Origin of the sequence: Streptomyces sp. NPDC046870, assembly GCF_040704595.1 — a bacterium.
Taxonomy (GTDB): Bacteria; Actinomycetota; Actinomycetes; order Streptomycetales; family Streptomycetaceae; genus Streptomyces; species Streptomyces argyrophylli.
Map to the genome: position 1 here is coordinate 153,066 of NZ_JBEYXM010000009.1, position 24,425 is coordinate 177,490.

The following is a 24,425-nucleotide window of genomic DNA, read 5'->3' on the forward strand; positions in this document are numbered from 1 at the left end:
ATGAGTGAACCCCCAGGCGCCGCCGTCTCCCTAGCCGAGGCGCCGGCCATCGCCGACACCCCGTCAAAACCTCTGTCGGCGCAGCGTGTTCAGCCGCTGCGCCGGCCCGGCCGGTGGATCGTCACCGCCGCCGTCCTCGTACTCGTCGCGCAGATCCTGCACGGACTGGTCACGAACCCCTTCTACCAGTGGGACCGCTTCCGCTACTGGTTCCTGCGCCCCACCGTCCTCGACGGCCTCCTCGTCACCCTCGAAGTCGCCGCGCTCAGCGCCGTCCTGGGGCTCCTCGGCGGCATTCTGCTGGCGCTCGCCCGGCTCTCCGGGAGCCTGGTGCTGCGCGCGGTCAGCTGGACCTACACCTGGCTGTTCCGCTCCGTGCCGCTCATCGTCGTACTGATCTTCCTGTACAACTTCAGTGCCCTGTACAGGACGTTGAGCCTCGGGGTGCCGTTCGGGCCCGCCTTCGTCACCTTCGACGAGTCCCGGCTGGCCACGGACATGACGATCGCCGTCATCGGCCTCAGCCTCAACGAGGCGGCGTACGCGGCGGAGGTGGTGCGCGGCGGGATCCTCTCCGTCGACCAGGGACAGCACGAGGCGGCCGCCGCCCTGGGCCTGCCCAAGGGCTACCAGTTCCGCCGGATCGTCTTCCCGCAGGCCCTGCGGTCCATCACCCCGAACTACGTCAACCAGCTGATCGGTCTCATCAAGAGCACGTCCCTGGTCTTCTACGTGTCGCTGCTCGACCTGTTCGGCGCGGTGCAGTCGATGGGCAGCACCTACCCCGGCGACGTGGTGCCGTTGCTGATGGTCGCCACCGTCTGGTACCTGATCCTCACCAGCGCCGTGTCCGTCGTCCAGTTCTACGTCGAGCGCCACTACGCCCGGGGCGCCACCCGCACCCTGCCGCCGACCCCCTTGCAGAAGGCCCGGGCCGGCCTCGCCGGTCTGCGGGCCCGGCTGAGCCGGGAGGCCGCCGTATGACCACCGCCCAGGCCCTGCCGAAGGCCGCCCCCGCCGCGCTCGAAGTACACGGCGTCCACAAGTGGTACGGCACCCACCGCGTCCTCGACGGCATCGACCTGACCGTCCGCCCCGGCGAGGTCACGGTGATCCTCGGGCCGTCCGGCTCCGGCAAGTCCACGCTGCTCAGGGTCGTCAACCACCTGGAGAAGCCCGAGATAGGCCACGTCAGCGTGGGCGGCGAGCTGATCGGGGTGAAACGGCACGGGGACCGGCTGAAGGAACTCAGCGAGCGCGCCATCCTGGCCCAGCGCGGCCGGATCGGCTTCGTCTTCCAGAACTTCAACCTCTTCCCGCACCTGACCGTCCTGGAGAACGTCGCCGCGGCCCCCGCCGCCACCGGCAGGCTGACCAGGGCGGCGGCCCAGGAGCTCGCCCGGGAGCTGCTCGAACGCGTCGGTCTCGGCGACAAGGCCGGCGCCTACCCGCGGCAGTTGTCCGGGGGACAGCAACAGCGCGTCGCCATCGCGCGCGCCCTCGCCCTGCGGCCCGGCATCATCCTCTTCGACGAGCCGACCTCGGCGCTCGACCCCGAACTCGTCGGCGAGGTGCTGGCCGTCATCAAGGATCTGGCGACCAGCGGCACCACCCTCGTCATCGTCACCCACGAGATCGGCTTCGCCCGCGAGGTCGCGGACCGGGTCGTCTTCATCGACGGCGGCCGGATCGTCGAACAGGGCCCGCCCGGCGAGGTGCTGGACCGGCCCCGGCACGCACGGACCCGGGAGTTCCTCGGCAAGGTCCTCTGACCGCGCCGCCACGACAGGGTGCCGCGGCCCCCGCCGCTCGGGCCCTCCAAGACCCACCCCCCACCCCACTCTCAGCGCTCACCCTCATCAGCGAGACAAGGACAGCCACGCCATGCCTACCCACCTCTCCCGACGCGCCGTGATCCGCGGCATCACCGCCGCGACCGCCGTCGCCACCCTCGCCACCGGGCTCGCCGCCTGCGGAGGCGACAGCGAGGCCGTCACCAAGACCGACACCGCCGGCACGGTGACCGTGGGGCGGCTGTCCAACGGAGCCGCCAAGGAGACCGCGCTGAAGGTCTCCGAGGTGAAGTCCATCAGCGCCGAACTGCCCGCCTCCGTGCGCAGGAGCGGCAAGCTCGTCATCGGCGTCGGAGCCCTGCCCTCGGGCTCCGCGCCGCTGAACTTCGTGGGCAGCGACCAGAAGACCCTCACCGGCTCCGAACCCGATCTCGGCCGCCTGGTGGCCGCGGTCCTCGGCCTGAAGCCCGAGATCAGGAACTCCACCTGGGAGAACCTCTTCGTCGGCGTCGACAGCGGCAAGGTCGACGTGGCCTTCTCCAACGTCACCGTCACCGAGGAACGCAAGCGGAAGTACGAGTTCGCCTCCTACCGCAAGGACAACCTGGCCTTCGAGGTGCTGAAGAAGAACCCCTGGAACTTCGACGGCGACTACAAGAAGCTCGCCGGCAAGACGGTCAGCGTGGGCGCCGGCACCAACCAGGAGAAGATCCTCCTGGAGTGGAAGGCCAAGCTGGCCAAGGAGGGCAAGAAGCTCACCGTCAAGTACTTCCCGGACCAGAACGCCATCAACCTGGCGCTGAGCAGCGGGAAGATCGACGCCTACCTCGGTCCCAACCCCGCGGTCGCCTACCGCGCCCGGCAGACCGCGAACACCCCCAACGCCACCCGCAACGCGGGCACCTTCTCCGGTGCCGGCGAGACGCTCCAGGGCCTGATCGCGGCGACCGCGAAGAAGGACAGCGGACTCGCCAAGCCGCTCGCCGACGCCCTCAACCACCTGATCGAGAACGGGCAGTACGGCAAGTGGCTCGCCGCCTGGGGCCTGTCCAACGAGTCCGTGGCGAAGGCGGAGGTCAACCCGCCCGGGCTGCCGCTGGACAACTCCTGACGGGTCGTCGATCCATCGACATGGAGACAAGAGAGGGGGTCGCTCCCGTGGCCCGTCCGACCGGCGTCCGCCCAGGCGCGACCCCGCTCCCGCCCGCGGACCCCGTCCTGGACAACGCCGTCTGGGCCGCCCTCACCGGCCCGCACGCCCGGCTCGCCGACCGGTACGGCCGCGCGGCCCGCTACCGGCCGGAGACCTACGCCTTCGCGGCGCTCGCCGACCCGGCGGACCCGGCGGCCTGGGCCGACCTGCACACGCTCGTCGGTCCGGGGAACCCCGTACGGGTCAAGCCGGTCGAGTGGGTCCCCGACGGCTGGGAGGTGCTCGGCGAGGGCACGGGAGTCCAGCTCGTGGACACCGCGCTGCGGGCCGGACCGGACCCGGAGGCGGTCCGCCTGGGAGCCGACGACATCCCCGAGATCCTCGATCTGGTGGCCCGTACCCGGCCGGGCCCCTTCCTGCGCCGGACCGTCGAGATGGGCACCTACCTCGGCATCCGGCACCGGGGCAGGCTCGTCGCCATGGCGGGGGAGAGGCTGCGCCTGCCCGGGTGGACCGAGATCAGCGCCGTGTGCACGGACCCCGCGTACCGCGGCCGGGGACTGGCCACCCGGCTGGTGCGCGCGGTCGCGGCCGGCATCCGGGACCGCGGGGACACCCCGTTCCTGCACGCCGCCGCCGACAACACGCCCGCGATCCGGCTCTACGAGTCGATCGGGTTCACCCTGCGCCGCCGCTCCCGCATCGTGCAACTGCGCAGCCCGGGAACAACGGCGGCCGGCCGGACGTTGGACGTCTCGACGAGATCCGCCAGGCGGACGCCGACCCGGCCCGCCGCGCCCGACGGACGGAGGTGACGGCCGTGACCCCGGTGCCCCAGCGGATCCGCCCGCCGCGCGCCCCGCGCCCGTACCGGTCCGTCCGTCTGCACTCCCGGCCGCACATAGACCTCCAGCGCGTGTCCGCCGCGCTCTGTCGCCACTGACCTCTCCCCGGCCCCACCCCGGCCCGGGGCTCCCCCCGCCGCGCCCGCCCGCGGCCGACGCCGCCCGCCGTCGGCCCCGCCGGCCGGCGTCCCCGTACGGACATCAAGGAAGGCACCGACGTGTCCTCGACCCCTGCCGCACCCCTGCACCTCGCCGTCGCCCTGGACGGCACCGGATGGCATCCCGCGTCCTGGCGCGAGCCGGTCGCCCGCCCCCGCGACCTGTTCACCGCCGGCTACTGGACCGACCTGATCACCGAGGCCGAACGCGGCCTGCTCGACTTCGTCACCATCGAGGACGGCCTCGGCCCGCAGTCCTCCCACCTCCTCGCACCCGACGAGCGCACCGACCAGGTCCGCGGCCGGCTCGACGCGGTCCTCATCGCCTCCCGCGTCGCCCCGGTCACCCGGCACATAGGCCTGGTCCCCACCGTGGTGGCCACGCACACCGAGCCGTTCCACATCTCCAAGGCGATCGCCACCCTCGACTACGTCAGCACGGGACGCGCGGGCCTGCGGGTGCGGACCGACTTCCGCCCGGACGAGGCCGCGCACTTCGGCCGCCGCACCATCCCCCGGATCGAGGGCTTCGACAGCCCGGACGCGCGGGAGACGATCAACGACCTGTTCGACGAGGCCGCCGACCACGTGGAAGTGGTCCGCCGGCTCTGGGACAGCTGGGAGGACGACGCCGAGATCCGGGACGCGGCGACCGGCCGCTTCATCGACCGGGACAAGCTGCACTACATCGACTTCGAGGGCCGTTGGTTCAGCGTCAAGGGCCCCTCCATCACGCCCCGCCCGCCGCAGGGCCAGCCCCTGGTCACCGCCCTCGCCCACCAGACCGTTCCGTACCGGCTCGTGGCCCGTCAGGCCGACGTCGGCTACGTCACCCCGCACGACGCGGACCAGGCCCGGGCGATCGTCGCCGAGATCCGCGCCGAGCAGGAGGCGGCGGGACGCGCCGGGGAGACGCTGCACGTCTTCGGCGACCTGGTCGTCTTCCTGGACGACAGCCGGGCCGGGGCCGAGGCCCGCCGCGACCGCCTCGACACCCTCGCGGGCGAGCCGTACACCAGCGACGCCCGGATCTTCACCGGTACGGCCGCGGAACTCGCCGACCTGCTGGAGGAGCTGGCGGCGGGCGGGCTGACCGGGTTCCGCCTGCGGCCCGCGGTCGCCGGCCACGACCTGCCCCGGATCACCCGGGACCTGGTACCCGAGCTGCGGCGGCGCCGCCGCTTCCGGGACGCCTACGAGGCCGGCACCCTGCGCGGCCTCCTCGGTCTCGCCCGCCCCGCCAACCGCTACGCAGCAGCCTGAACGCCGGAGAGGACGACCGTACCGCCATGAGCAAGCCGCTGAAGCAGATCCACCTGGCCGCCCACTTCCCCGGCGTGAACAACACCACCGTGTGGAGCGACCCGGCCGCCGGCAGCCACATCGAGTTCAGCAGCTTCGCGCACTTCGCGCGGACCGCCGAACGCGCCAAGTTCGACTTCCTGTTCCTCGCGGAGGGACTCCGGCTGCGCGAACAGGGCGGAAAGATCTACGACCTGGACGTGGTCGGCCGCCCCGACACCTTCACCGTGCTGGCCGCGCTGGCCGCCGTCACCGACCGGCTCGGCCTGACCGGCACCATCAACTCCACGTTCAACGAACCGTACGAGGTGGCCCGCCAGTTCGCGAGCCTCGACCACCTCTCCGGCGGCCGGTCCGCCTGGAACGTGGTCACCTCCTGGGACGCCTTCACCGGCGAGAACTTCCGGCGCGGCGGCTTCCTGCCGCAGGAGGAGCGCTACTCCCGCGCCAAGGAGTTCCTCGCCACCGCGAACGAACTGTTCGACTCCTGGCGCGGTGACGAGATCATCGCCGACCAGGCCACCGGGACCTTCCTCCGGGACGCCAAGGCCGGCGCCTTCGTGCACCAGGGGCAGCACTTCGACATCCACGGCCGGTTCAACGTACCGCGCTCCCCGCAGGGCCGCCCGGTCGTCTTCCAGGCCGGCGACTCCGACGAGGGCCGGGAGTTCGCCGCCTCCAGCGCGGACGCGATCTTCAGCCGGTACGCCACCCTCAAGGAGGGCCAGGCGTTCTACACCGACGTCAAGTCCCGCCTCGCCGCGTACGGCCGCCGCCCCGACCAGCTGCTCATCCTGCCCGCCGCGACCTTCGTCCTCGGCGACACCGACCAGGAGGCCGCCGAACTCGCCCGCGAGGTGCGCCGGCAGCAGGTCAGCGGCGCCACCGCCATCAAGCACCTGGAGTTCGTCTGGAACCGGGACCTGTCGGCGTACGACCCGGAGGGCCCGCTGCCCGAGGTGGACCCGGTGGTGAGCGAGGACCACATCTCCCGGGGCCGCGCCCAGGTACGGATGTACCGCGACCCGGTGGCCATCGCCCGCGAGTGGCGGCAGCTCGCCGAGGCCAACAAGTGGTCCATCCGGGACCTGGTCATCAACACCGGCAACCGGCAGACGTTCATCGGCTCGCCCCGGACCGTCGCGCGCACCATCAACGACTTCGTGCAGGCCGACGCCTCCGACGGCTTCATCCTCGTGCCGCACATCACCCCCGGCGGACTCGACCCGTTCGCCGACAAGGTGGTCCCGCTGCTCCAGGAACAGGGCGTCTTCCGCGCCGACTACGAGGGCACGACCCTGCGCGACCACCTGGGTCTGGCCCACCCCGACGCCGAGGCCGGCACCCGCAGCAGCGCCTCGTCGGAGCGGGCCGCGTCGTGAGGTTCCTCGCCATCACCCTGATCGTGCACCGGCCGGACCCCGTCACCGGCGTCCTGGTGCCGACGCACGAGCGGTTCCGCGAGGTGCTCGACAACGCGGTGCTGGCGGAGGAGCTGGGCTTCGACGGATTCGGCGTGGGGGAGCGGCACGAACGGCCGTTCCTCTCCTCCGCGCCGACCGTCGTGCTCAGCCATGTCGCCGCCCTCACCCGTCGCATCCGGCTCTTCACCGCCGTCACCACCCTCAGCCTGCTCGACCCGGTCCGGGCCTACGAGGACTACGCCACCCTGGACCACCTCTCCGACGGGCGCCTCGACCTGATCATCGGCAAGGGCAACGGCACCGCGCAGCGCGAGCTGTTCCACGTCACCCCCGAGGACCAGTGGGACCGCAACGCCGAGAGCTACGAGGTGTTCCGGCAACTGTGGCGGCAGGACCGGGTGACCGCCGACACCCGGTTCCGGCCACCGCTGAAGGACGCCGAGACCTGGCCGCGGCCGTACCAGCGGCCGGTCCGCGTCTGGCACGGCAGCGCCACCAGCGAGGAGTCCGTGGACCTCGCCGCCCGCTACGGCGACCCGCTGTTCTCGGCGAACGTCACCCATCCCGTCGAGCCGTACGCCGCGCTGGTCCGGCACTACCGGGAACGCTGGCAGCACTACGGCCACGACCCGGCGGCGATCGCCGTGGGCGCGGGCTCGGCCGGACTGTACGTCGCCCGTACCTCGCAGGAGGCGCTGGCGGCGTACCGCCCGGTCTTCGAGAGCAACCTGGCCTTCCAGCGGTCGGCGGGGCTGCCCGTGGTCTTCGAGACCCTGGAGGACTTCGTGGCGCGCAGCTCGGCGCTGATCGGCAGCCCCGAGCAGGTCGTCGACAAGGTGCACCGCTACCACGAACGGCTGGGGCACACCGTGCTGCACGTGACCGCGGACGCCGGCGGCCTGCCCGCCGCCCGGCACCGCGCCTCGCTGGAACTGTTCCAGTCGGCCGTCGCGCCGGTCCTGCGCAGGGACATCCCGGACCCGCCGTTCCCCTGGGCACCGGTCCTGCCGCGGCAGGCGCCCGAGCCCGTACCCGCCGACCACTGAGGAACCGCCCGCGCTCCGGCGCCCGTCGCAGCCGGGTCCTTGCCGTCATCGTGCCCCGCAGGAGTGCGGGCGGCCGGGGATCGGGCGGATGTCCATGCGAGCGCGGTGGCGGCAGTCCGCCTGGGGCCGAGGCCGCCTGCCCACCGTGGCGTCGTCCCGCGGTCCGCACGGCGTGCCGGGGAGACGGGCCGGACCACCAGGTCACGCGCCGCCTGGGCACCGGCGTGGGCGTGGACGTCACCTCCCCCGTAGGTGACGTCCACGCCCGCTCCCCCGGTGCCGGACAGTGGCTCTGTGCCGTCCGTGTGCCGTCACCAGCACATGACTGCCGTCTCCCCCGACCCCCACGTGGAGTACAGACGGACCCGGACGGCATAGCGGCGGCCCTTGACGAGCCGGACCCGGACGGCGGCGTTGTCCGGCGTGCCGCCGTCGTCGTGGCCCGCGAGGAAGCGCGGTTCCCCGTCGCGCTGCTCGAAGACCACCAGCACGGTGTCGGCGTCGCCGAACGCGCCCACGGTGTACTCGCGGGTCTCCGGCGGCTCGACGGTGAAGTCGGCCTGCTCGCCCGGCCCCAGCCCGAGCGGCACGGACCGGAACGGCACCAGCCCGGCCGGCCCGCCGGGTGCGGCGGGCGGGTACCAGCGGAGCACGAACTCCTTGTCGGCCGGCGACGGAGCGCCGGGCGGACGCAGCCCCCCGCGGTACTGCTCCGGCTCCAGCACCAGCCCCGGCCCCAGCGGCAGCGTCATCACCGACTGCGGGTCCCACACCGAGCCGCCCGCCTCACAGGCGTCCAGCTGCCGCAGCACGTTCGTGTGCGTCGTCTCCCGGCTCCAGAAGTTCGGCGGGCCCGCCAGTTCGGCGTACACGGCCTCGTCGTCCCAGTGCAGCCCGGCGAACGGACTCTGGTGCTCGTGCACCATGCCGAGCGCGTGCCCGATCTGGTGCAGGACGGCCCCGCGCTCCCCGGGCGCGGTCACGTCCCAGCCGAGGTTCATGGTGCGCTCGCCCCGGCCCACCGACAGCGCCTCCCGGCCGACCGCCGACCAGGACCCGGCACCGCTCTGGAACCCGATCCGCAGCTCCGCCTCGTGCCGGTCGCCGACCTCGGCGAACGTCACGCCGATGCCGAGGTCCTGCCACTCGGCGAAGCACCCGCGGACCACGTCCCGCTGCTCCTCGCCGCCCGCCCACGGCACCCGGCGCAGCTCCCCGGTCCCGGGGACCGGGACGACCGAGGCGTCGGTGCGGGCGTCCAGGAAGCAGTAGTGCAGGACGGTGCCGTTGACCCACATCCGCCGCCCGGCGAGCAGCGCGCCCAGCCGCTCGGCGGTCAGCCCCGGTGCGAACGACGGGGCCGGCTGCCGCGGAAGCGAGCAGAGGCGTCGGGTCATGCGGCCAGCGTGCCCGCCGCCCCGGCCGCACGCCTGAGTCGGGGGCTACTCAAGTCGCCCTGTATCAAACCTGAGTACGCGCGCTCACCATGGTGTGAGGAACTACGAACAGGACGCGAAGACCCTGGAACTGCCCTGGCCGTTCACCGGCCGGGCCGACGAACTGACTCTCGTGCGCGGCGCGCTGACCGCCGGCCGGCCCGGCATCGTGGTGACCGGCCCCGCCGGCCGCGGCAAGACCCGGCTGATCACGGAGGCGGTCCGGGGCACGGACCACGCCCGGGTGACCGGCACGCCCGAGGCCCGGGACCTGCCCCTCGCGGCGTTCGCGCACCTGCTCCCCGACACCGTCTCGCTGCACCGCGCGGTCCGCGCGCTGTCCGGCGTACGGCTCCTGGTCGTGGACGACGCCCAGTTGCTGGACGAGACCTCCGCCGCCCTGGTCCACCAGCTCGCCGTGCAGGGCCGCACCCGCCTGGTCGTGGCCGCGGCGGACGGCCCGCCCGCGCCCGGCGCGGTGTCCCGGCTGTGGACCGGGGACCTGCTGCCCCGGCTGGCCCTCGACCCGCTGTCCCGCGAGGACACCGCCCAGCTGCTCGCCGGCGCCGGCCTGGAACCCCTCACCGTGCGCCGCCTGCACCAGGCGTGCCTGGGCGATCTGCGGCTCCTGCGCGACCTGGTGACCGCGCTCACGGGTTCCGGCCGGCCGGAACTCGTCCCCGGCACCGGCGAACGGGCCTGGCGCGGACCGCTGCCGGTCACCCCGGCCGTCCGCGAGCGGCTGGCCCCCGCCCTGGAGCGGTCCGGTCCCGGCGAACGCGACGCGCTGGAACGCCTCGCGTTCGCCGAGCCGCTGCCGCTGCCCGTGGACGAGCTGGACCTGGACGTCCTCGAACGCCTGGAGGCGGACGGCCTGATCGACGTCGACGACCAGGGCGCCGTCACCCTCGCCCACCCCCTGCACGGCCCCGCGCTGCGGGCCACGGCCGGCCGGCTGCGGGCCCGCCGGCTGGCCCGCGCGCCCTTCGCGCACGGCCCCGCGCTCGAGGCCGAACGGCGCGCCCTGGCCCGGCGGATGGACCGGTTCGACGTCCGGCCGGTGCCGACGCCCGTGGGGGAGTGGCTGGTCGCGGAGGGCGGCCCGCTGCCGGCCGGGTACGCCGAGGTCCGCGCCCGGTTCGCGCGGCTGCGGGGCGAGCTGCGGGAGGCGGCGGCGTGGGCGAGGGAGGGACTGCGGCACACTCCGTCGCACGACGGGTGCCGGAGGGAACTCGCCCTGGCCGAAGGGGCGCCGGGTGAGGTGGCAGACCCGGACGGCGTCCACGCGCTCTACGACGCCGTACGCCTCGGTGAGCCCGGGCGGGCGGCCGGGCGGCTGCCGGCCGGCAGCGTGTTCGCCCGGCACGCGGACGCGCTGGCGCGCGGCGACGGGGCCGCGCTCGACCGGGCGGCGCAGGCACTGGCCGAGCGGGGGTTCCTGCTGTACGCGGCGGAGGCGCACGCGCAAGCGGTACGGGCCCACCGCGACCCCCGGGCCGCCCGGCTGTCCCGCACCCGGGCCGTCGCGCTGGCCCGCCGCTGCCAGGGGGCGCGCACACCCGCGCTGGCCGGACTGGTCCTCGGTGAACTCACCGCCCGGCAGCGGCAGATCGTCACGCTGGCCGCGGCCGGGCTGAGCAACCGGGAGATCGCCGAACGGCTGACCCTGTCCGTACGGACGGTCGGCAACCACCTGTACAGCGCGTACACGCGGCTCGGCACGGGGGACCGGGGCGCGCTGCCCTGGCTGGTGGACGTACCGGAGAGGGAGACGGCCTGAGGCCGTGGCCGTCAGGTCGGCCACGAGGAGCGGTGCCGTCGAGGCCCCCGGAAGGCCCTCACCTGTTCAAACACCCGGCACGCGTGTCACGGGAGACGCGCCCTCGCTCACGCCGCGCCGAACGCCGCGAACGCCCAGCCCGTCGCCTGGTGCACCGCGTCGCCCGGCAGGGCCGCACGGGCGTCCCGCAGCGCCTCGGCCAGGGAGAGGCCCGCGCCGAGGCCCTTGTGCAGGGCCAGCATCAGCGGGACGACCGCCGCGTCGTTGACCGGGGCGCTGCTCGCCACCACCCCGGCCGTGCCCAGTGGCAGCAACGCCGTGACCAGGCCGAGGAGTTCGTCGGCGCCGACCGAGGCGAGGCGGGCGGTGTCGCAGCTGGACAGGATGATCCGGTACGGGCTGCGCGCCAGCCGCTCGAAGTCGTGGACGATCAGCGGTCCGTCGGCCATGCGCAGGGCGGAGAACAGGGGGCTGTCGGCGCGGAACGTGCCGTGCGCCGCGAGATGGGCGAGGCCCGCGCCGTCGAGTTCCGCCAGCACCCGCGGCACCTGCGCGTCGTCGCCCTCCAGGACCGTCGCCGTGCCGTACCGGTCCGCCAGTTCGGGCACCTCCGCGCCGCCCGTCGCGAGCCCGGGGCCACGCACCAGCACGGGCCGGCCGTCCGGCGGCGGCGCCGTCTCCCGTGCGCGCAGCCAGCTCCCCGCCGACGGCGACACGCTGAGCACCCGCTCCCGCAGCGCGGGCAGCAGCGCCCACGGCACCCGGTGCAGCGCGCCCGGCGGCACGATCACCACCGGGCCCGGCCCGAGGTGCCGTGCCGCCCCGGCCAGCAGCAGCTCTTCCAGGCGCCGGCCGGCCGCCTCCACCACAGGGAGCCGCGCCTCGGCACCCGGGTGCGCGAGTCGCCGCAGCCCGGCCTGCACATGCTCGGCCTCGGCCACCGCCTCCGCCAGCGAGCCACCGGCGAACCGGCGCACCTTCCCCTGCCCGCACAGCAGGACGTGCACCCGGCCGTCGACCACCGCCAGTTCGACCAGCCGCCCGTCACCGAGCCGGTCCAGCAGCCGGCCCACGTCGAGACGGTCGCCCGCGTCGGCGGCGGCCCCGCCGATGTGCCGGGTGCGCGAGCGGATCTCCCTCTCCAGGCGCCGCTGTTCGCGCTCCAGCGCCGGCACCGGACGGCCCTCCATCCGGGCCGCCTCCGCGCGGGCCGCGATCTCCCGGTAGGCGGTCAGCCCGCTCAGCAGCGCCGGATCGTCCGGCGGCCGGGTCGGCGGCGCGGACAGCACGGTCGCCCGCCACCGCTCGCTCCACCCCAGCAGCCGCCGCGGACTGCCCTCGGCGAGGCTCACCTCCTGCGCCAGCGCGGCCAGTTCGGCACCCTGCGCGGTCGCGTGGGCGCGCAGCTCGGAGGCGCCCAGCGTCATCCGGTGGTCGTCCAGCACGTCCAGGCCGCGCCGGCACGCCTCCAGCACACCGCGCCGGGAGCCGGCCGCGCGCGCCCGCAGCGCCTGCGCCGCCCAGCCCGTCATCCGGGCCGGCGGCGGCCCGCCGTGCCGGCTGCGGGCGGCGACCGCCAGGTGCCGTTCCGCGTCCGCCGTCCAGCCCAGCGCCAGCGCGATCCGGCCCGCGAGCAGGGAGGCCTCGGGTGCGGCCGGGGAGCCGAAGGAGGCCAGCCGCTCGGCGACCGCCGCCGCGTCCGCGACCATCCGCCCCGACCGGCGCCCGGCCGCCACCCGCGCCTCGATCAGCACCAGCCGGGCGTGCGTCTCCCACCACGTGCGGCGCTGCGCCGCGAACAGCCGTACGGCCACGGCCGCGCGGGCTATCGCGGTCTGCGCCTCCCCGGCCGAACGGGCGGCTCGCGCGGCGGCCAGCAGCAGCTCGGCCTTGCGGGTCGACTGCCCGCCGATCCGGTCCAGCAGCGCGATCGCCGCGTCCGCCTCGGCCAGCGCCTCCGGGGCGAGCCCCGCCGCCATCAGCACCTCGCAGCGCCGGATCGACAGGTTGTACGTCGGGGTGCCCAGCTTGGCGTAGCGCTCCTCGGCCTCGTCCAGCAGCCGCAGCGCCGCCGGGATGTCCCCGGAGCGGAACGCGGCCAGGCCCCGGCTCTCCACCGCGTCGGCCTTGTCGTGTTCCTGGCCGGTGGTGTCCCACAGCCGCTCCGCCGCCGTGAAGTCGGCGACGGCCCGGTCCACGGCGCCCAGCGCCAGGTGCACGGTGGCCCGCAGGGTCAGCGCCCGCGCCGTCCAGATGTCGTCGGCGAGCTGCCGTAGGACGGGAAGGGCCCGTCGTACGTCCTCCAGGGCCTCGCGGTGGTGCCCCAGCACCCACCACACGTAGGCCCGCCGGTACAGCACCCGCGCCCGGGTGTGCCCGCTGCCCCGGGCGACCCCCCGCTCGAAGGACGCGAGCCCCTGCCGCGTGCGCCCCGCGTGCACCAGTGCGACCCCGAGGGTCGCGAGCACATCGGCCTCCCGGTCGGCCGACTCGGCCCGCGCGGCCAGGTCCCGGGCCCGCCGCAGATGCCTCAGCGCGATCCGCAGATCCCCGAAGTCCCGCTGCCAGATGCCGAGCACCTGGTGGGCGACGCTCCCGTGGAGCGGTGACGGAGCGGCGCGCAGGACGTGTTCGGCACGTGCCCGGGCCTCGCCCGGATCGGCGAACACCATGGGCAGCAGCTCGAGAACCGGCTCGCTTCCCGCTGTCACGTCTCGCATGGTAGTGGCCTGTTGTATCAGACGGCGGTCCCGCGGCTCTCACTGTCGGACACCGTCTTGAGGGGGAGGACACCACATGGCACCACACCGATTCCACGAGCAGTTCCACCACATCCAGCGCTCCCTGCCGGACGTCCCCCTCACCATGGGGCCGGACGACTCCGCCGGGTACTTCTACGAGAAGGGCGTCGTCCTCGTCCGGGACGGCGAGGAGGCCCAGTTCGTCGAGGACGCCGTGCGCACGCACTTCACCGAGACCCGGGGGCTCGTCCCCGACCACGTGCGCCGCGTGGGTCCGCGGGCCGGCCGCACCGGTGTCACCCGCATCCGGGTCGGCGACCCGGCCGAGGGCGAGGACAGCGTCCCGCACGCCCTGCGCGCGGTGCGGGAGGCCGAGGACCGCCAGGGCCGCCGGCTGGCCGGCCGCAACCACGTGGTGCACATCGCGGGGAACGTCAACGCCTGCCCCGGCGACGAACCCGTGCCCGTCCCGCGCACGGAGACCGCCAACCCCGCGCCCGCCGAGGGAAGCCACGACCCGGCCACGGCGGTCGGCGTCCTCGTGATCGACACCGGGTTGGTGCACGACCACCGCTCCTACCCGCTGCTCGCCCACACCACGGGCGACGCCCAGCTGACCGAGACCGACGCCGACGGTGTGCTGCGCCAGTACGTCGGCCACGGCACGTTCATCGCCGGGGTCCTCGCGGCCGTCGCCCCCAACACCGACATCACCGTGCGCGGCACGCTCAACGACGCCGGCGCCGTCCTGGAGTCGGAGTTCGGCGCCCTGCTCTTCGACGCGGTCGACCGGGGCGGCTGGCCGGACATCATCAGCCTCTCCGCGGGCACGCCCAGCACGGACACCGACGGTCTGATCGGCCTGGACGCGTTCATGGCGGAACTGCGGGAGCAGCGCACCCTGCTGGTGGCCGCCGCGGGCAACAACGGCAGTGACGTCCCGTTCTGGCCCGCCGCCTACGCCGGCCTGCCCGAGTTCGCCGACTGCGTGCTCTCGGTCGGCGCCCTCCGCGCGGACGGCGCGTCCGGGGCCTGCTTCACCAACCACGGCCCCTGGGTGCGCGTCCACGCCCCCGGTGAACGCCTCACCAGCGCCCTCACCGGCTTCACCGCGCCCGTGCCGTACGTCTACCAGCACTCCACCTACGACGCCTGCCGGTTCGGCGACGCCGACTACGCCTGCACCTGCCAGTTCCCGCGCCACACCGGTGTGCTGAGCGAGGGACGGGAGAGCACCGGCGCCAAGCCGGACCAGGTGATGTTCGACGGCCTCGCGCAGTGGAGCGGCACCTCCTTCGCCACCCCGGTGGCCGCGGGGCTCGTCGCCGCCCGGATGACGGCGTACCGGGAACGCGACCCGCGCGCGGCCGGCGCCGGGCTGCTGGCGGCGGACGCGGAGGGGGCCGAGGTGCGCGGGGTGCGGGTCGCGGCGCTCCGGCCGCCCACCTGGCGACCCGTCCCCGTCGTGCTCCCGGCGCTGCCCGCATGACGGCCGGAACGCTCCGCTCCGCGGCGTACGATGACAGGCCGTACACAAGGGGTGGAGCCGTGGACCGAACAGAGGTCGGCGCGTTGGTCCAGTCCGCCGTCGACGGGGACGCCGCGGCCTGGAAGGCACTGGTGGAAGGGATGAGTCCGCTGGTGTGGTCGGTGGTGCGGGCACACCGGCTGTCGGACGCCGACGGACACGAGGTCTTCCAGACCACCTGGTTCCGCTTCGCCCAGCACCTCGGCCGCATCCGGGAACCGGACAAGGCCGGTGCCTGGCTGGCCAGTACGGCCCGGCACGAGTGCCTGAAGGTGCTCAAGGGCCTGGCGCGGCTGACCCTGACGGACGATCCGCGGGTGCTGGACCGGGCCAGCGAGGACCGGACGCCGGAAGAGACGCTGATCGATGTGGAGGAGGCGGCCGACCGGGCCGAGCGGGTCCGCCGCCTGTGGCAGGAGCTGGACGGACTGGGCGAGCGCTGCCGGCAGTTGCTGCGCGTGCTGATGGCCTCGCCGCCGCCCAGCTACGGGGAGATCTCGGCCGCCCTCGGCATCGCGGTCGGCAGCATCGGCCCGCTCCGCCAGCGCTGTCTGCGCCGGCTGCGGGCCCGGATGGACACGCGGGGTGCGGTGTGAACGGCGACGACGGGATGCCCGAGGAGCCGGAGGAGTTCGCGGACGGGCTGCTGGAGGAGGAGCTGCGCCAGGCGGCCGCCGTCCTGGACCCGGTCCCGGCCGAGCTGCTGCAGGCGGCCCTGGAGGCGTTCGCGCTGCACGACCTGGACGCCCGGCTCGCCGAGCTGACCTTCGACTCCCTCGTGGACGCGCTGCCTATCAGGGGGGTCACCGACGCGCCGCGCATGCTCACGTTCCGCGCGGGCGAGGTGACCGTCGACGTCGAGGTCACCGAGGAGGGGCTGATCGGCCAGCTGCTGCCACCGCAGCCGGCGCGGATCGAGGTGCTCGGCGGCCCGCAGACCGCCCGCGCCCCGCTCACCGCGGACCCCCTCGGCCGGTTCACCAGCCCCACCCCGCCGTCCGGCCCCTTCGCCCTGCGCCTGCGCACCGGCGCGGAGGTGATCGTCACGGAGTGGCTCCGCACCTGAACGAACCGGCCCGGCCGGAGAAACGGTGGCCGTGCCGGACCTGACGCGACGGGGACCCGGACCGCCGTCCCGGGGGCCGGGTGGGGATGTACCGGGCCGGCCGAGCCGGGTGCCGGGCTGTGTGCGGGGAGGGACTGGGCGGGGGCTGGCGGGGTGCGTGGTGGGAGGTGAGCCGTGTGCCCGGCTGGGGGTCGAGCGGGGGTGCCGGGCTGCGTGCGGGTGAGGGCAGACGGCTGCCGGGGTGGGGCCGGGCTGTGGGGGTGCGTCGCGAGCCGTGCGCCCGGCTGGAGGCGTGCCGGTGAGGGCCTGGGCGGGGGCTGCCGGGCCGGCCGGGCTGCGGGGGGTGCGTCTCGGGAGGCGAGCCGGGTGCCCCGCCGGGGGTCGAGCGGGGGGGGCATGCTCGTTCAGCAGACCGGTCGGGGGTGGCCGCCGCTCTGCCGCTGCCGGCGTCCTCCGCCGGCACCGGCGCCGCACCGGCCGGACGGCTACACCGCGTCGACGAGTGCCGCCAGCGCCGTGGCGAGGTGGTCCAGGCCCGGGCCGGCCGGGCCGCCGGGCTCCGTCATGTACGTGTCCCGCCGGATCTCCACCATCAGCGCGCCGACCCGGGCGTCCGTGCCGTAGAACTCCAGCGGCACGTACGTCCCGGCGAACGGGCTGTCCAGGCCCGTCTCGCCGCAGCCGGCGAACGCCTTGCGGGCGGCCTCGGTCAGCTCCGGCGGAGTGTGGAAGGCGTCCGTGCCCAGGCACACCGGCGGGCGCGGCCCGCTGCCGTGCAGCTCGTACGGGAGCGGCCGGGCCGGATACGAGTGCACGTCGATGATCACCGCGCGCCCGGTCGCGGCCAGCCGGCCGGCCACGGCCTCCGTCATGGCCGCGGCGTACGGCCGGAAGTAGCGGGCGAGCAGCGGCTCCGGGTCGGTGTCCGCGGGCCGCAGCTCACCTCGGTGGGTGGTCCGCGTGTACACGGCGCCCATGCCGACGGCGAGCATCTCCTCCCGCTCGTCCGGGAACCGCTCCGGGTCCACCACCAGCCGCGACAGCCGGTTCACGAACCGCCAGGGCCGGAGCCCGGCGAGCGCGGCGGCCCGCTCGGCGATCTCGGCGGTGTGCGCGTCCGTGATGTGGTCCAGTTCCCGCTCCAGAGCGGCGTCGTCCAGCACGATCCCGGCGCGCACGTCCCGCGGTACCGCGCGCGCCGAGTGCGGCACGTGCAGCAGCACCGGTGAGTCGGCGGCACCGGGGAGGAGGTCGAACGAGGGGGTGGTCCGGGACACCGGCTGCTCCTGAGGTCGTGGCGGGGACGTGCACGATCAAGGTGCCACACGGCACTGACAACGACCCCGCCCCCGCACGCCTCCGCCCCGGCCGGGAGACCCGGCCGGGAGACCCGGCCGGGGCGGAGGAACACGGCACCTCCGACGGCACTAGGCGAGCGACGCCAGCGCCTCGTTCCAGGTGGCCGACGGGCGCATGACCGCGTCCGCCTTGGCCTTGTCGACCTGGTAGTAGCCGCCGATGTCGACCGGGGAGCCCTGGACCGCGTTCAGCTCCTCGACGATCTTCTGCTCGTTCGCGGCGAGGGTCTCGGCGAGCGGCGCGAAGGCCTTCGCGAGGTCGGCGTCCTCGGTCTGCTTCGCCAGCTCCTGCGCCCAGTACAGGGACAGGTAGAAGTGGCTGCCGCGGTTGTCGATGCCGCCGACGCGCCGGGTCGGGGACTTGTCCTCGTTGAGGAAGGTCGCCGTGGCGCGGTCGAGAGTGTCGGCGAGGACCTTGGCGCGGGTGTTGCCGGTGGCCGCCGCGTACTGCTCGAAGGACGGCACCAGGGCGAAGAACTCGCCGAGGGAGTCCCAGCGCAGGTAGTTCTCCTTGACGAGCTGCTGGACGTGCTTCGGCGCGGAGCCGCCGGCGCCCGTCTCGAACAGGCCGCCGCCCGCCATCAGCGGGACGACCGAGAGCATCTTGGCGCTGGTGCCCAGCTCCAGGATGGGGAAGAGGTCGGTCAGGTAGTCACGCAGCACGTTGCCGGTCACCGAGATGGTGTTCTCGCCGCGGCGGATGCGCTCCACCGACAGCTTGGTGGCCTCGACCGGGGACAGGATGCGGATGTCCAGGCCCTCGGTGTCGTGCTCCGGCAGGTACTGCTTGACCTTGGCGATCAGCTGCGCGTCGTGGGCGCGCGTCTCGTCCAGCCAGAACACGGCCGGGTCGCCGGTGGCGCGGGCGCGGGTGACGGCCAGCTTGACCCAGTCGCGGATCGGGTCGTCCTTGGTCTGGCAGGCGCGGAAGATGTCGCCCTGCGCGACCGGCTGCTCGATGAGCACGTTGCCGGCCTGGTCGGTCAGGCGGACGGTGCCGGCGGCCGGGATCTCGAAGGTCTTGTCGTGGGAGCCGTACTCCTCGGCCTTCTGCGCCATCAGGCCGACGTTCGGGACCGAGCCCATGGTCGACGGGTCGTAGGCGCCGTTGGCCCGGCAGTCCTCGATGACGGCCTGGTAGACACCGGCGTAGGAGGAGTCCGGGATGACGGCGAGGGCGTCGTGCTCCTGGCCGTCCGGGCCCCACATGTGGCCGGAGGTGCGGATCATGGCCGGCATGGAGGCGTCGATGATGACGTCGGAGGGCACGTGCAGGTTGGTGATGCCCTTGTCCGAGTCGACCATGGCCAGCTCCGGGCCCTCGGCGATCTCGGCCTCGAAGGAGGCCTTGATCTCGGCGCCCTCGGGCAGGTTCTCCAGGCCCTTCAGGATGCCGCCGAGGCCGTCGTTCGGGGTGAGGCCGGCCGCCTTGAGGGTCTCGCCGTACTTCGCGAACGTCTTCGGGAAGAAGGCGCGCACCACGTGACCGAAGATGATCGGGTCGGAGACCTTCATCATCGTGGCCTTCAGGTGCACGGAGAACAGGACGCCCTCCTGCTTGGCGCGGGCGACCTGCGCGGCCAGGAACGAGTTCAGCTCGGCGACGCGCATGACGGACGCGTCGACGACCTCGCCCGCGAGGACCGGCACGGACTCCTTCAGCACGGTGGTGGTGCCGTCCTCGCCGACCAGCTCGATCTTCAGGGCGCCGTCCTCGGAGACGACGACGGACTTCTCGGTGGAGCGGAAGTCGTTCTCGCCCATGGTCGCCACGTTGGTCTGGGACTCGGGGGTCCAGGCGCCCATGCGGTGCGGGTGGGTCTTGGCGTAGTTCTTCACCGAGGCCGGGGCGCGGCGGTCGGAGTTGCCCTCGCGCAGCACCGGGTTGACGGCGGAGCCCTTGACCTTGTCGTAGCGGGCGCGGATCTCGCGCTCCTCGTCGGTCTTCGGGTCGTCCGGGTAGTCCGGCAGCGCGTAGCCCTTGCCCTGGAGCTCGGCGACGGCGGCCTTCAGCTGCGGGATGGACGCCGAGATGTTCGGCAGCTTGATGATGTTGGCCGCCGGGGTCTTGGCCAGCTCGCCCAGCTCGGTCAGCGCGTCGGGGATGCGCTGGTCCTCGTTCAGGTACTCGGGGAAGACGGCGATGATGCGCCCGGCCAGCGAGATGTCACGCGTCTCCACGGGCACACCGGCCTGCGAGGCGTACGCCTGGATCACCGGCAGGAACGAATGCGTCGCCAGGGCCGGGGCCTCGTCTGTGTAGGTGTAGATGATGGTCGAGTCAGTCACCGGGTGCTCCGCTCCACGTCTGCAACATTGCTCGACATCAAGATATCTCGTGCCCGGGGTCGGCTCGACAGGGGTCCTGGCCGGAAATACCGCCGTCCGTCATCTCGCGCGCGATCCACCGGCTGATCACCTCCACCACGTACGCGTGTTCGGTACGGGTCAGCGCGCGCCCCTTCGGGACGCCGTGCCAGCGCTGCAGGCAGCTCCGGCAGCAGGTGGCGGTCGCGTGCTGGGCGACGAACACCGGGTGACCGCGGTACGGCGTCTGCCGGCCGTCCTTGTACGGCTCGGCGGGCGCCAGCCGCTTGGCGATCAGGTCGTACGCGTGCCACCGCAGGGTCGCCGGTCCCTTCAGGGCGGCGGTCGCCCGGTCCCGCCCGCGCAGGTGGAACTTCGCCCGGAACGGCTGGCGCGCGAGCGCGTCCAGCCGCCGGTCGAGCGTGCGGGGGTCCGGTGCCGGCGTCGTCATACTGCTTCCAGCGTACGTGCCGGCCAGGACTTCGCGGCCGGGCTACTCCGTGGTCTGCGGCCCCGGCACCGCGCCCTGCCCGCTGCGCTGCTGCGGGATCACCGCCGTGCCCTGCTGGAGCGAGACCGTGCGGGTGGGGGCCGGGATGCGGATGCCCTCCTCGCGGTAACGGCGGTGCAGGCGCTTGATGAACTCGTGCTTGATCCGGTACTGGTCGCTGAACTCGCCGACGCCGAGGATCACCGTGAACCCGATCCGGGAGTCGCCGAAGGTGTGGAAGCGGATGGCGGGCTCGTGCTCCGGCACGGCGCCCGTGACCTCCGTCATGACCTCCGTGACCACCTCGGCGGTCACCCGCTCGACGTGCTCCAGGTCGGAGTCGTAGCTCACCCCCGCCTGCACCAGCACGGTCAGCTCCTGCTCGGGCCGCGTGAAGTTGGTCATGTTGGCCTTGGCGAGCTGGCCGTTGGGGATGACCACCAGGTTGTTGGAGAGCTGGCGGACCGTCGTCTGGCGCCAGTTGATGTCCACGACATAGCCCTCCTCGCCGCTGCCGAGCCGGATGTAGTCGCCCGGCTGGACGGTCTTGGAGGCGAGGATGTGGATGCCCGCGAAGAGGTTGGCGAGCGTGTCCTGGAGCGCCAGGGCGACCGCCAGACCGCCGACGCCGAGGGCGGTGAGCAGGGGCGCTATGGAGATGCCCAGGGTCTGCAGGACGACCAGGAAGCCGATCGCCAGCACCAGCACGCGGGTGATGTTGACGAAGATCGTCGCCGAGCCCGCGACCCCGGAGCGCGACTGCGTCACCGAACTGACCAGGCCGGCGATCACGCGGGCCGCGGAGAAGGTCACCACGACGATCAGCCAGACCTCGAGCGCCTGGTTCACATGGTGCTGGACGGTCCGGGTGAGCGGCAGTACGGCCGCTGCCGCCGCCGCGCCGCCCGCGATCGCCGCCCAGGGCACGACCGAGCGCAGCGCGTCCACGATGACGTCGTCGCCGCTCCAGCGGGTCCGCTTGGCGTGCTTGGCCAGCCAGCGCAGCAGGGTGCGCGACATGAAGGCGAGCACCAGGCCCGCCGCCACGGCGATGCCGGCGAGGACGAGGTCGTCCAGGGTCAGCGCGCGGTTCACCGGTCACCTCCGGGGCGCGGAACCGCTGCGGAGCACCGTCTGTGAAGTCTCGTCACGTTGTCACCTGCTCGAAGTCCGGGATGTGCGACCGCGCCGGCCGGAGGAACTCCGGTGACCGGCGCGCTCGTTCATCCTGCCGCATCCGGCACACCGGTCCGAACCGGGACCGGCGCGCTTCGGGCGGCCGGCTCAGACGATGCCCTCCGCGAGGTCCGCCTGGTCGCGGTCGCTGCCGTACGCGGCGGTGGCGGGGGTGCCGTACGACCGGCGGGCGACGTACCACCAGACGCTGGCCAGCACGAGGACCACCGCGAGGGCGACGGAGGCGTAGTTCATCGTGTCGACCGTGACCGGCGACGACTGCGGCAGGCAGAACAGGACCGTCACGCACGCCACCCACACGACCGCGATCCAGCCGACCGGCCTGCTCCAGCGGCCCAGTTGCCACGGACCCGGCTGGAAACGGTCGCCCGCCCGCAGTCGCAGGAACACGGGGATGGCGTAGGCCGGGGTGATGCCGATGACGTTGATGGCGGTCACCGCGTTGTACGCCGTCGCCGAGTACAGCGACGGCAGGGCGAGGACACAGGCCACGACGACGGACAGCCAGACGGCCGCGACCGGTGTCTGGGTGCGCCCGCTGACCTTGCGCCACAGGTGCGAGCCGGGCAGCGCGCCGTCCCGGCTGAACGCGAACACCATCCGGCTGGCCGCGGCGACCTCGGCGTTGCCGCAGAACAGCTGGGCGACGATGACCACGAGGAGCAGGGCGCTGGCCCCGTCGGTGCCGAGGCCGTCCAGCATGATCTGGGCGGGCGGTACGCCGGTGCCGGTGGTGCGCGTGGCGTCGTAGTCCTGGATGGCGAAGGTGAGGCCCGCGAGCAGCACGAAACCGGCCAGCCAGGACACCCAGATGGCGCGGACGATGCCGCGGGAGGCGGCCACCGAGGCGTGCGAGGTCTCCTCGGAGAGGTGGGCGGAGGCGTCGTAGCCGGAGAAGGTGTACTGCGCGAGGAGCAGGCCGATAGCCGCCACGTACAGCGGGTTGTGCCAGCCGGTCTCGTTGACGAACTCGGTGAACACGAAGGAGGCCGATTGGTGGTGGTCCGGGACGATCACCAGTGCGCCGACGATCAGCGCCACGCCCGCCAGGTGCCACCACACGCTGACCGAGTTGAGCAGGCTGACCAGGCGCACGCCGAACAGGTTCAGCACCGCGTGCAGCAGCAGGATCGCGCAGAAGATCAGCATGGTCCTGCCGGGCGTGGGCTCGAAGCCCCACTGGAGGTTGGCGAACGCGCCGGTGAACAGGGCGGCGCCGTAGTCGATGCCGGCGATCGCGCCGAGCAGGCCGAGCAGGTTCAGCCAGCCGGTGTACCAGCCCCAGCGCCGGCCGCCGAGCCGGTCGGCCATGTAGTAGAGGGCGCCGGAGGTCGGGTAGGCGCTGGTGACCTCGGCGAGCGCGAGCCCGACGCACAGCACGAACAGGCCGACGCCCGCCCAGCCCCAGAGCATCACGGCGGGGCCGCCGGTGTTCAGGCCGAACCCGTACAGGGTCATGCAGCCGGACAGGATCGAGATGACCGAGAAGCTGATCGCGAAGTTGCCGAAACCGCCCATGCGGCGGGCCAGCACCGGCCGGTAGCCGAGTTCCCGCAGCCGCTGCTCCTCGTCCTGCTGCGGCAGACCGGGGGAGGGGGCGGACGAGGGGCCGGGGGTGGGGGACACGCGGGGACCTCCTGGATCAACGGTTGTCGGACGGGCACGTGCAACGGGGTCGTTCCGGGGCGGTGTGCGGACGCGGTGGTCAGGGGCGCTGTTCGGGCCGGGAGCCCTGCGCGGCGGCCCGGCAGCGGTCCCGGGCCTGTACGAAGACCTCCACGGCGCGGTCCCGGTCCGGGGTGCGGTACATCCAGGGCGGCGGGGTGAAGTAGGGGCCGATCGCGTCGAACACCCGTGCCGCCTGGGAAAACTGCAGGGAGCCCCACAGCGCGTGGGCCAGGTGGTTGAGGTCGGGCAGCCCGCGCTCGGCGGGCTCCGTCCGCTCGAACCACGAGTGCAGCGCGCGCCGCGCCTCCCGGGTCGCCTCCTCCACCACCCAGTGCAGGTCCAGCGCCGCGTCGTGCCCGCTGTCCCGGCGGTAGCGCTCGACCCGGACGTACAGCGGCAGCAGGTGCAGCGCCGAGCCGGGCGGGGCCTGTCCGGCGGCCCACTGCGCGTACCCGGCGGCCTCCGCGAGCCGGCCCGAACCGCCGCGCGCGTACAGGAACTGGAGCATCCGGTGATGGGCCTCGCGGTTGAACGGGTCACGCTTTCCGGCCTCGGCCAGCAGCCCCCAGGGGCCCGGCGGCAGCATCGGCTCCGGCGCGGCGGCCCGGTGCTCCTCCCAGCGCTGCTCCGGGTCGAGCTGGGCCAGTGCCAGCAGACACACCCAGGGCACCGGGTCCCGCGGGGCGGCCACGGTCGCGGACTGGGCGGCGTCCCACGCCTCGATCCACAGCTCATGGGTACGGCGGTGCCGTTCCCGGCGGGCCCGCAGCGCGCGCTCGACGCCGACGCGGGCGTGCATCACCACCGCGTGCGCGCTGTCCGGCTCCTCGGTGAGCCAGGCCCGCACCACGTCGGTGCCGGCCGCGGCAGCCGCCAGCACCTGGGTGCGCTGGGTCCACTGCCACCACCGCGTGGTCTCCGCGAGCAGGGCGCGCATGGCCATCCAGCGGCCGGTGCGCAGCTCCTGGAGCGCGGCGCGCAGCGCGTGGTCGGGGCCGGCGGGGTCGTAGGAGGGGCGGGCTCCGTCTCTGGCCATCAGCCGCCGGCCCCCGGCCACGGGCGCACGGGCGTGGTGGCGGGGTGACGTTGCAACAGCCCTCCCCTGGGCGGTGATGAAGATGTATCGAGTGGTC

20 protein-coding genes are annotated in these 24,425 nt (G+C 73.9%); 12 read left to right on the forward strand and 8 right to left on the reverse strand.

Going from position 1 to position 24,425, the window contains the following annotated elements; translation table 11 throughout:
* From AB0946_RS21415 to AB0946_RS21450, 8 genes are all read left to right on the forward strand, one after another.
* Positions 1–984 (forward strand): amino acid ABC transporter permease, encoded by a 984-nt coding sequence (locus AB0946_RS21415; protein WP_366762212.1) that lies wholly within the window; start codon positions 1–3, stop codon positions 982–984.
* Positions 981–1,772: an amino acid ABC transporter ATP-binding protein gene (locus AB0946_RS21420; protein WP_366762213.1), complete on the forward strand. Its 792-nt coding sequence runs from the start codon at positions 981–983 to the stop codon at positions 1,770–1,772. Before AB0946_RS21415 ends, AB0946_RS21420 begins: the two co-directional genes overlap by 4 nt.
* A gap of 112 nt (positions 1,773–1,884) precedes the next feature.
* A complete protein-coding gene (locus AB0946_RS21425; protein ID WP_366762214.1) occupies positions 1,885–2,904 on the forward strand; it encodes an ABC transporter substrate-binding protein in 1,020 nt (339 codons plus the stop codon).
* A gap of 47 nt (positions 2,905–2,951) precedes the next feature.
* On the forward strand, positions 2,952–3,761 hold the full coding sequence (locus AB0946_RS21430; RefSeq protein ID WP_366762215.1) for a GNAT family N-acetyltransferase: 810 nt from the start codon (positions 2,952–2,954) through the stop codon (positions 3,759–3,761).
* Between the two features lie 14 nt (positions 3,762–3,775).
* Positions 3,776–3,889 (forward strand): putative leader peptide, encoded by a 114-nt coding sequence (locus AB0946_RS21435; protein ID WP_366762328.1) that lies wholly within the window; start codon positions 3,776–3,778, stop codon positions 3,887–3,889.
* A gap of 120 nt (positions 3,890–4,009) precedes the next feature.
* Positions 4,010–5,212, forward strand: a complete 1,203-nt coding sequence (locus AB0946_RS21440) for an LLM class flavin-dependent oxidoreductase (protein ID WP_366762216.1) — start codon at positions 4,010–4,012, stop codon at positions 5,210–5,212.
* Between the two features lie 26 nt (positions 5,213–5,238).
* Positions 5,239–6,633, forward strand: coding sequence for an NtaA/DmoA family FMN-dependent monooxygenase (locus AB0946_RS21445; protein WP_366762217.1), 1,395 nt, complete (start codon positions 5,239–5,241; stop codon positions 6,631–6,633).
* Entirely contained in the window at positions 6,630–7,721 is a 1,092-nt protein-coding gene (locus AB0946_RS21450) for an LLM class flavin-dependent oxidoreductase (protein WP_366762218.1), read from the forward strand. The genes AB0946_RS21445 and AB0946_RS21450 overlap by 4 nt, the downstream gene beginning before the upstream one ends.
* A gap of 311 nt (positions 7,722–8,032) precedes the next feature.
* On the opposite strand, the gene AB0946_RS21455 is transcribed toward AB0946_RS21450, so the two are convergent.
* A complete protein-coding gene (locus AB0946_RS21455) occupies positions 8,033–9,118 on the reverse strand; it encodes a M12 family metallopeptidase (RefSeq protein ID WP_366762219.1) in 1,086 nt (361 codons plus the stop codon).
* 94 nt (positions 9,119–9,212) lie between these two features.
* On the opposite strand from AB0946_RS21455, the gene AB0946_RS21460 reads away from it, so the two are divergent.
* Complete coding sequence (locus tag AB0946_RS21460) at positions 9,213–10,937, forward strand: LuxR C-terminal-related transcriptional regulator (RefSeq protein WP_366762220.1); 1,725 nt, start codon at positions 9,213–9,215, stop codon at positions 10,935–10,937.
* Between the two features lie 107 nt (positions 10,938–11,044).
* Here the strand turns inward: AB0946_RS21460 and AB0946_RS21465 are convergent, their stop codons facing one another.
* On the reverse strand, positions 11,045–13,657 hold the full coding sequence (locus AB0946_RS21465; protein WP_366762221.1) for a CHAT domain-containing tetratricopeptide repeat protein: 2,613 nt from the start codon (positions 13,655–13,657) through the stop codon (positions 11,045–11,047).
* Between the two features lie 76 nt (positions 13,658–13,733).
* Here AB0946_RS21465 and AB0946_RS21470 point away from each other — a divergent pair, with 76 nt between their 5' ends.
* From AB0946_RS21470 to AB0946_RS21480, 3 genes are read left to right on the forward strand one after another with little or no spacing between them, the layout of a single operon-like run.
* Positions 13,734–15,167, forward strand: coding sequence for a S8/S53 family peptidase (locus tag AB0946_RS21470; protein ID WP_366762222.1), 1,434 nt, complete (start codon positions 13,734–13,736; stop codon positions 15,165–15,167).
* Entirely contained in the window at positions 15,164–15,802 is a 639-nt protein-coding gene (locus AB0946_RS21475) for a sigma-70 family RNA polymerase sigma factor (RefSeq protein ID WP_366762223.1), read from the forward strand. Before AB0946_RS21470 ends, AB0946_RS21475 begins: the two co-directional genes overlap by 4 nt.
* A 14-nt stretch (positions 15,803–15,816) precedes the next feature.
* Positions 15,817–16,272, forward strand: coding sequence for a hypothetical protein (locus AB0946_RS21480; protein WP_366762329.1), 456 nt, complete (start codon positions 15,817–15,819; stop codon positions 16,270–16,272).
* 485 nt (positions 16,273–16,757) lie between these two features.
* Here AB0946_RS21480 and AB0946_RS21485 read toward each other — a convergent pair whose 3' ends face one another.
* From AB0946_RS21485 to AB0946_RS21510, 6 genes are all read right to left on the reverse strand, one after another.
* A complete protein-coding gene (locus tag AB0946_RS21485) occupies positions 16,758–17,549 on the reverse strand; it encodes an N-formylglutamate amidohydrolase (protein ID WP_366762224.1) in 792 nt (263 codons plus the stop codon).
* A 150-nt stretch (positions 17,550–17,699) separates the two neighbouring features.
* Positions 17,700–19,919, reverse strand: coding sequence for an NADP-dependent isocitrate dehydrogenase (locus AB0946_RS21490; RefSeq protein ID WP_366762225.1), 2,220 nt, complete (start codon positions 19,917–19,919; stop codon positions 17,700–17,702).
* 37 nt (positions 19,920–19,956) lie between these two features.
* Complete coding sequence (locus AB0946_RS21495; RefSeq protein ID WP_366762226.1) at positions 19,957–20,388, reverse strand: DUF4186 domain-containing protein; 432 nt, start codon at positions 20,386–20,388, stop codon at positions 19,957–19,959.
* A gap of 42 nt (positions 20,389–20,430) precedes the next feature.
* Positions 20,431–21,522 carry a mechanosensitive ion channel family protein gene (locus tag AB0946_RS21500; RefSeq protein ID WP_366762227.1) on the reverse strand — a complete coding sequence of 364 codons (1,092 nt, stop codon included), beginning with the start codon at positions 21,520–21,522 and terminating at the stop codon, positions 20,431–20,433.
* Between the two features lie 189 nt (positions 21,523–21,711).
* Positions 21,712–23,250 (reverse strand): amino acid permease, encoded by a 1,539-nt coding sequence (locus tag AB0946_RS21505; protein ID WP_366762228.1) that lies wholly within the window; start codon positions 23,248–23,250, stop codon positions 21,712–21,714.
* A gap of 79 nt (positions 23,251–23,329) precedes the next feature.
* A complete protein-coding gene (locus AB0946_RS21510) occupies positions 23,330–24,328 on the reverse strand; it encodes a hypothetical protein (RefSeq protein WP_366762229.1) in 999 nt (332 codons plus the stop codon).
* Positions 24,329–24,425: the final 97 nt, after the last annotated feature.

Coding starts and splice junctions, on each gene's coding strand:
- AB0946_RS21415 (WP_366762212.1), top strand. CDS start 1: ATGAGTGAACCCCCAGGCGCCGCCGTCTCCCTAGCCGAGGCGCCGGCC.
- AB0946_RS21420 (WP_366762213.1), top strand. CDS start 981: ATGACCACCGCCCAGGCCCTGCCGAAGGCCGCCCCCGCCGCGCTCGAA.
- AB0946_RS21425 (WP_366762214.1), top strand. CDS start 1,885: ATGCCTACCCACCTCTCCCGACGCGCCGTGATCCGCGGCATCACCGCC.
- AB0946_RS21445 (WP_366762217.1), top strand. CDS start 5,239: ATGAGCAAGCCGCTGAAGCAGATCCACCTGGCCGCCCACTTCCCCGGC.
- AB0946_RS21455 (WP_366762219.1), bottom strand. CDS start 9,118: ATGACCCGACGCCTCTGCTCGCTTCCGCGGCAGCCGGCCCCGTCGTTC.
- AB0946_RS21465 (WP_366762221.1), bottom strand. CDS start 13,657: ATGCGAGACGTGACAGCGGGAAGCGAGCCGGTTCTCGAGCTGCTGCCC.
- AB0946_RS21470 (WP_366762222.1), top strand. CDS start 13,734: ATGGCACCACACCGATTCCACGAGCAGTTCCACCACATCCAGCGCTCC.
- AB0946_RS21475 (WP_366762223.1), top strand. CDS start 15,164: ATGACGGCCGGAACGCTCCGCTCCGCGGCGTACGATGACAGGCCGTAC.
- AB0946_RS21480 (WP_366762329.1), top strand. CDS start 15,817: ATGCCCGAGGAGCCGGAGGAGTTCGCGGACGGGCTGCTGGAGGAGGAG.
- AB0946_RS21495 (WP_366762226.1), bottom strand. CDS start 20,388: ATGACGACGCCGGCACCGGACCCCCGCACGCTCGACCGGCGGCTGGAC.
- AB0946_RS21510 (WP_366762229.1), bottom strand. CDS start 24,328: ATGGCCAGAGACGGAGCCCGCCCCTCCTACGACCCCGCCGGCCCCGAC.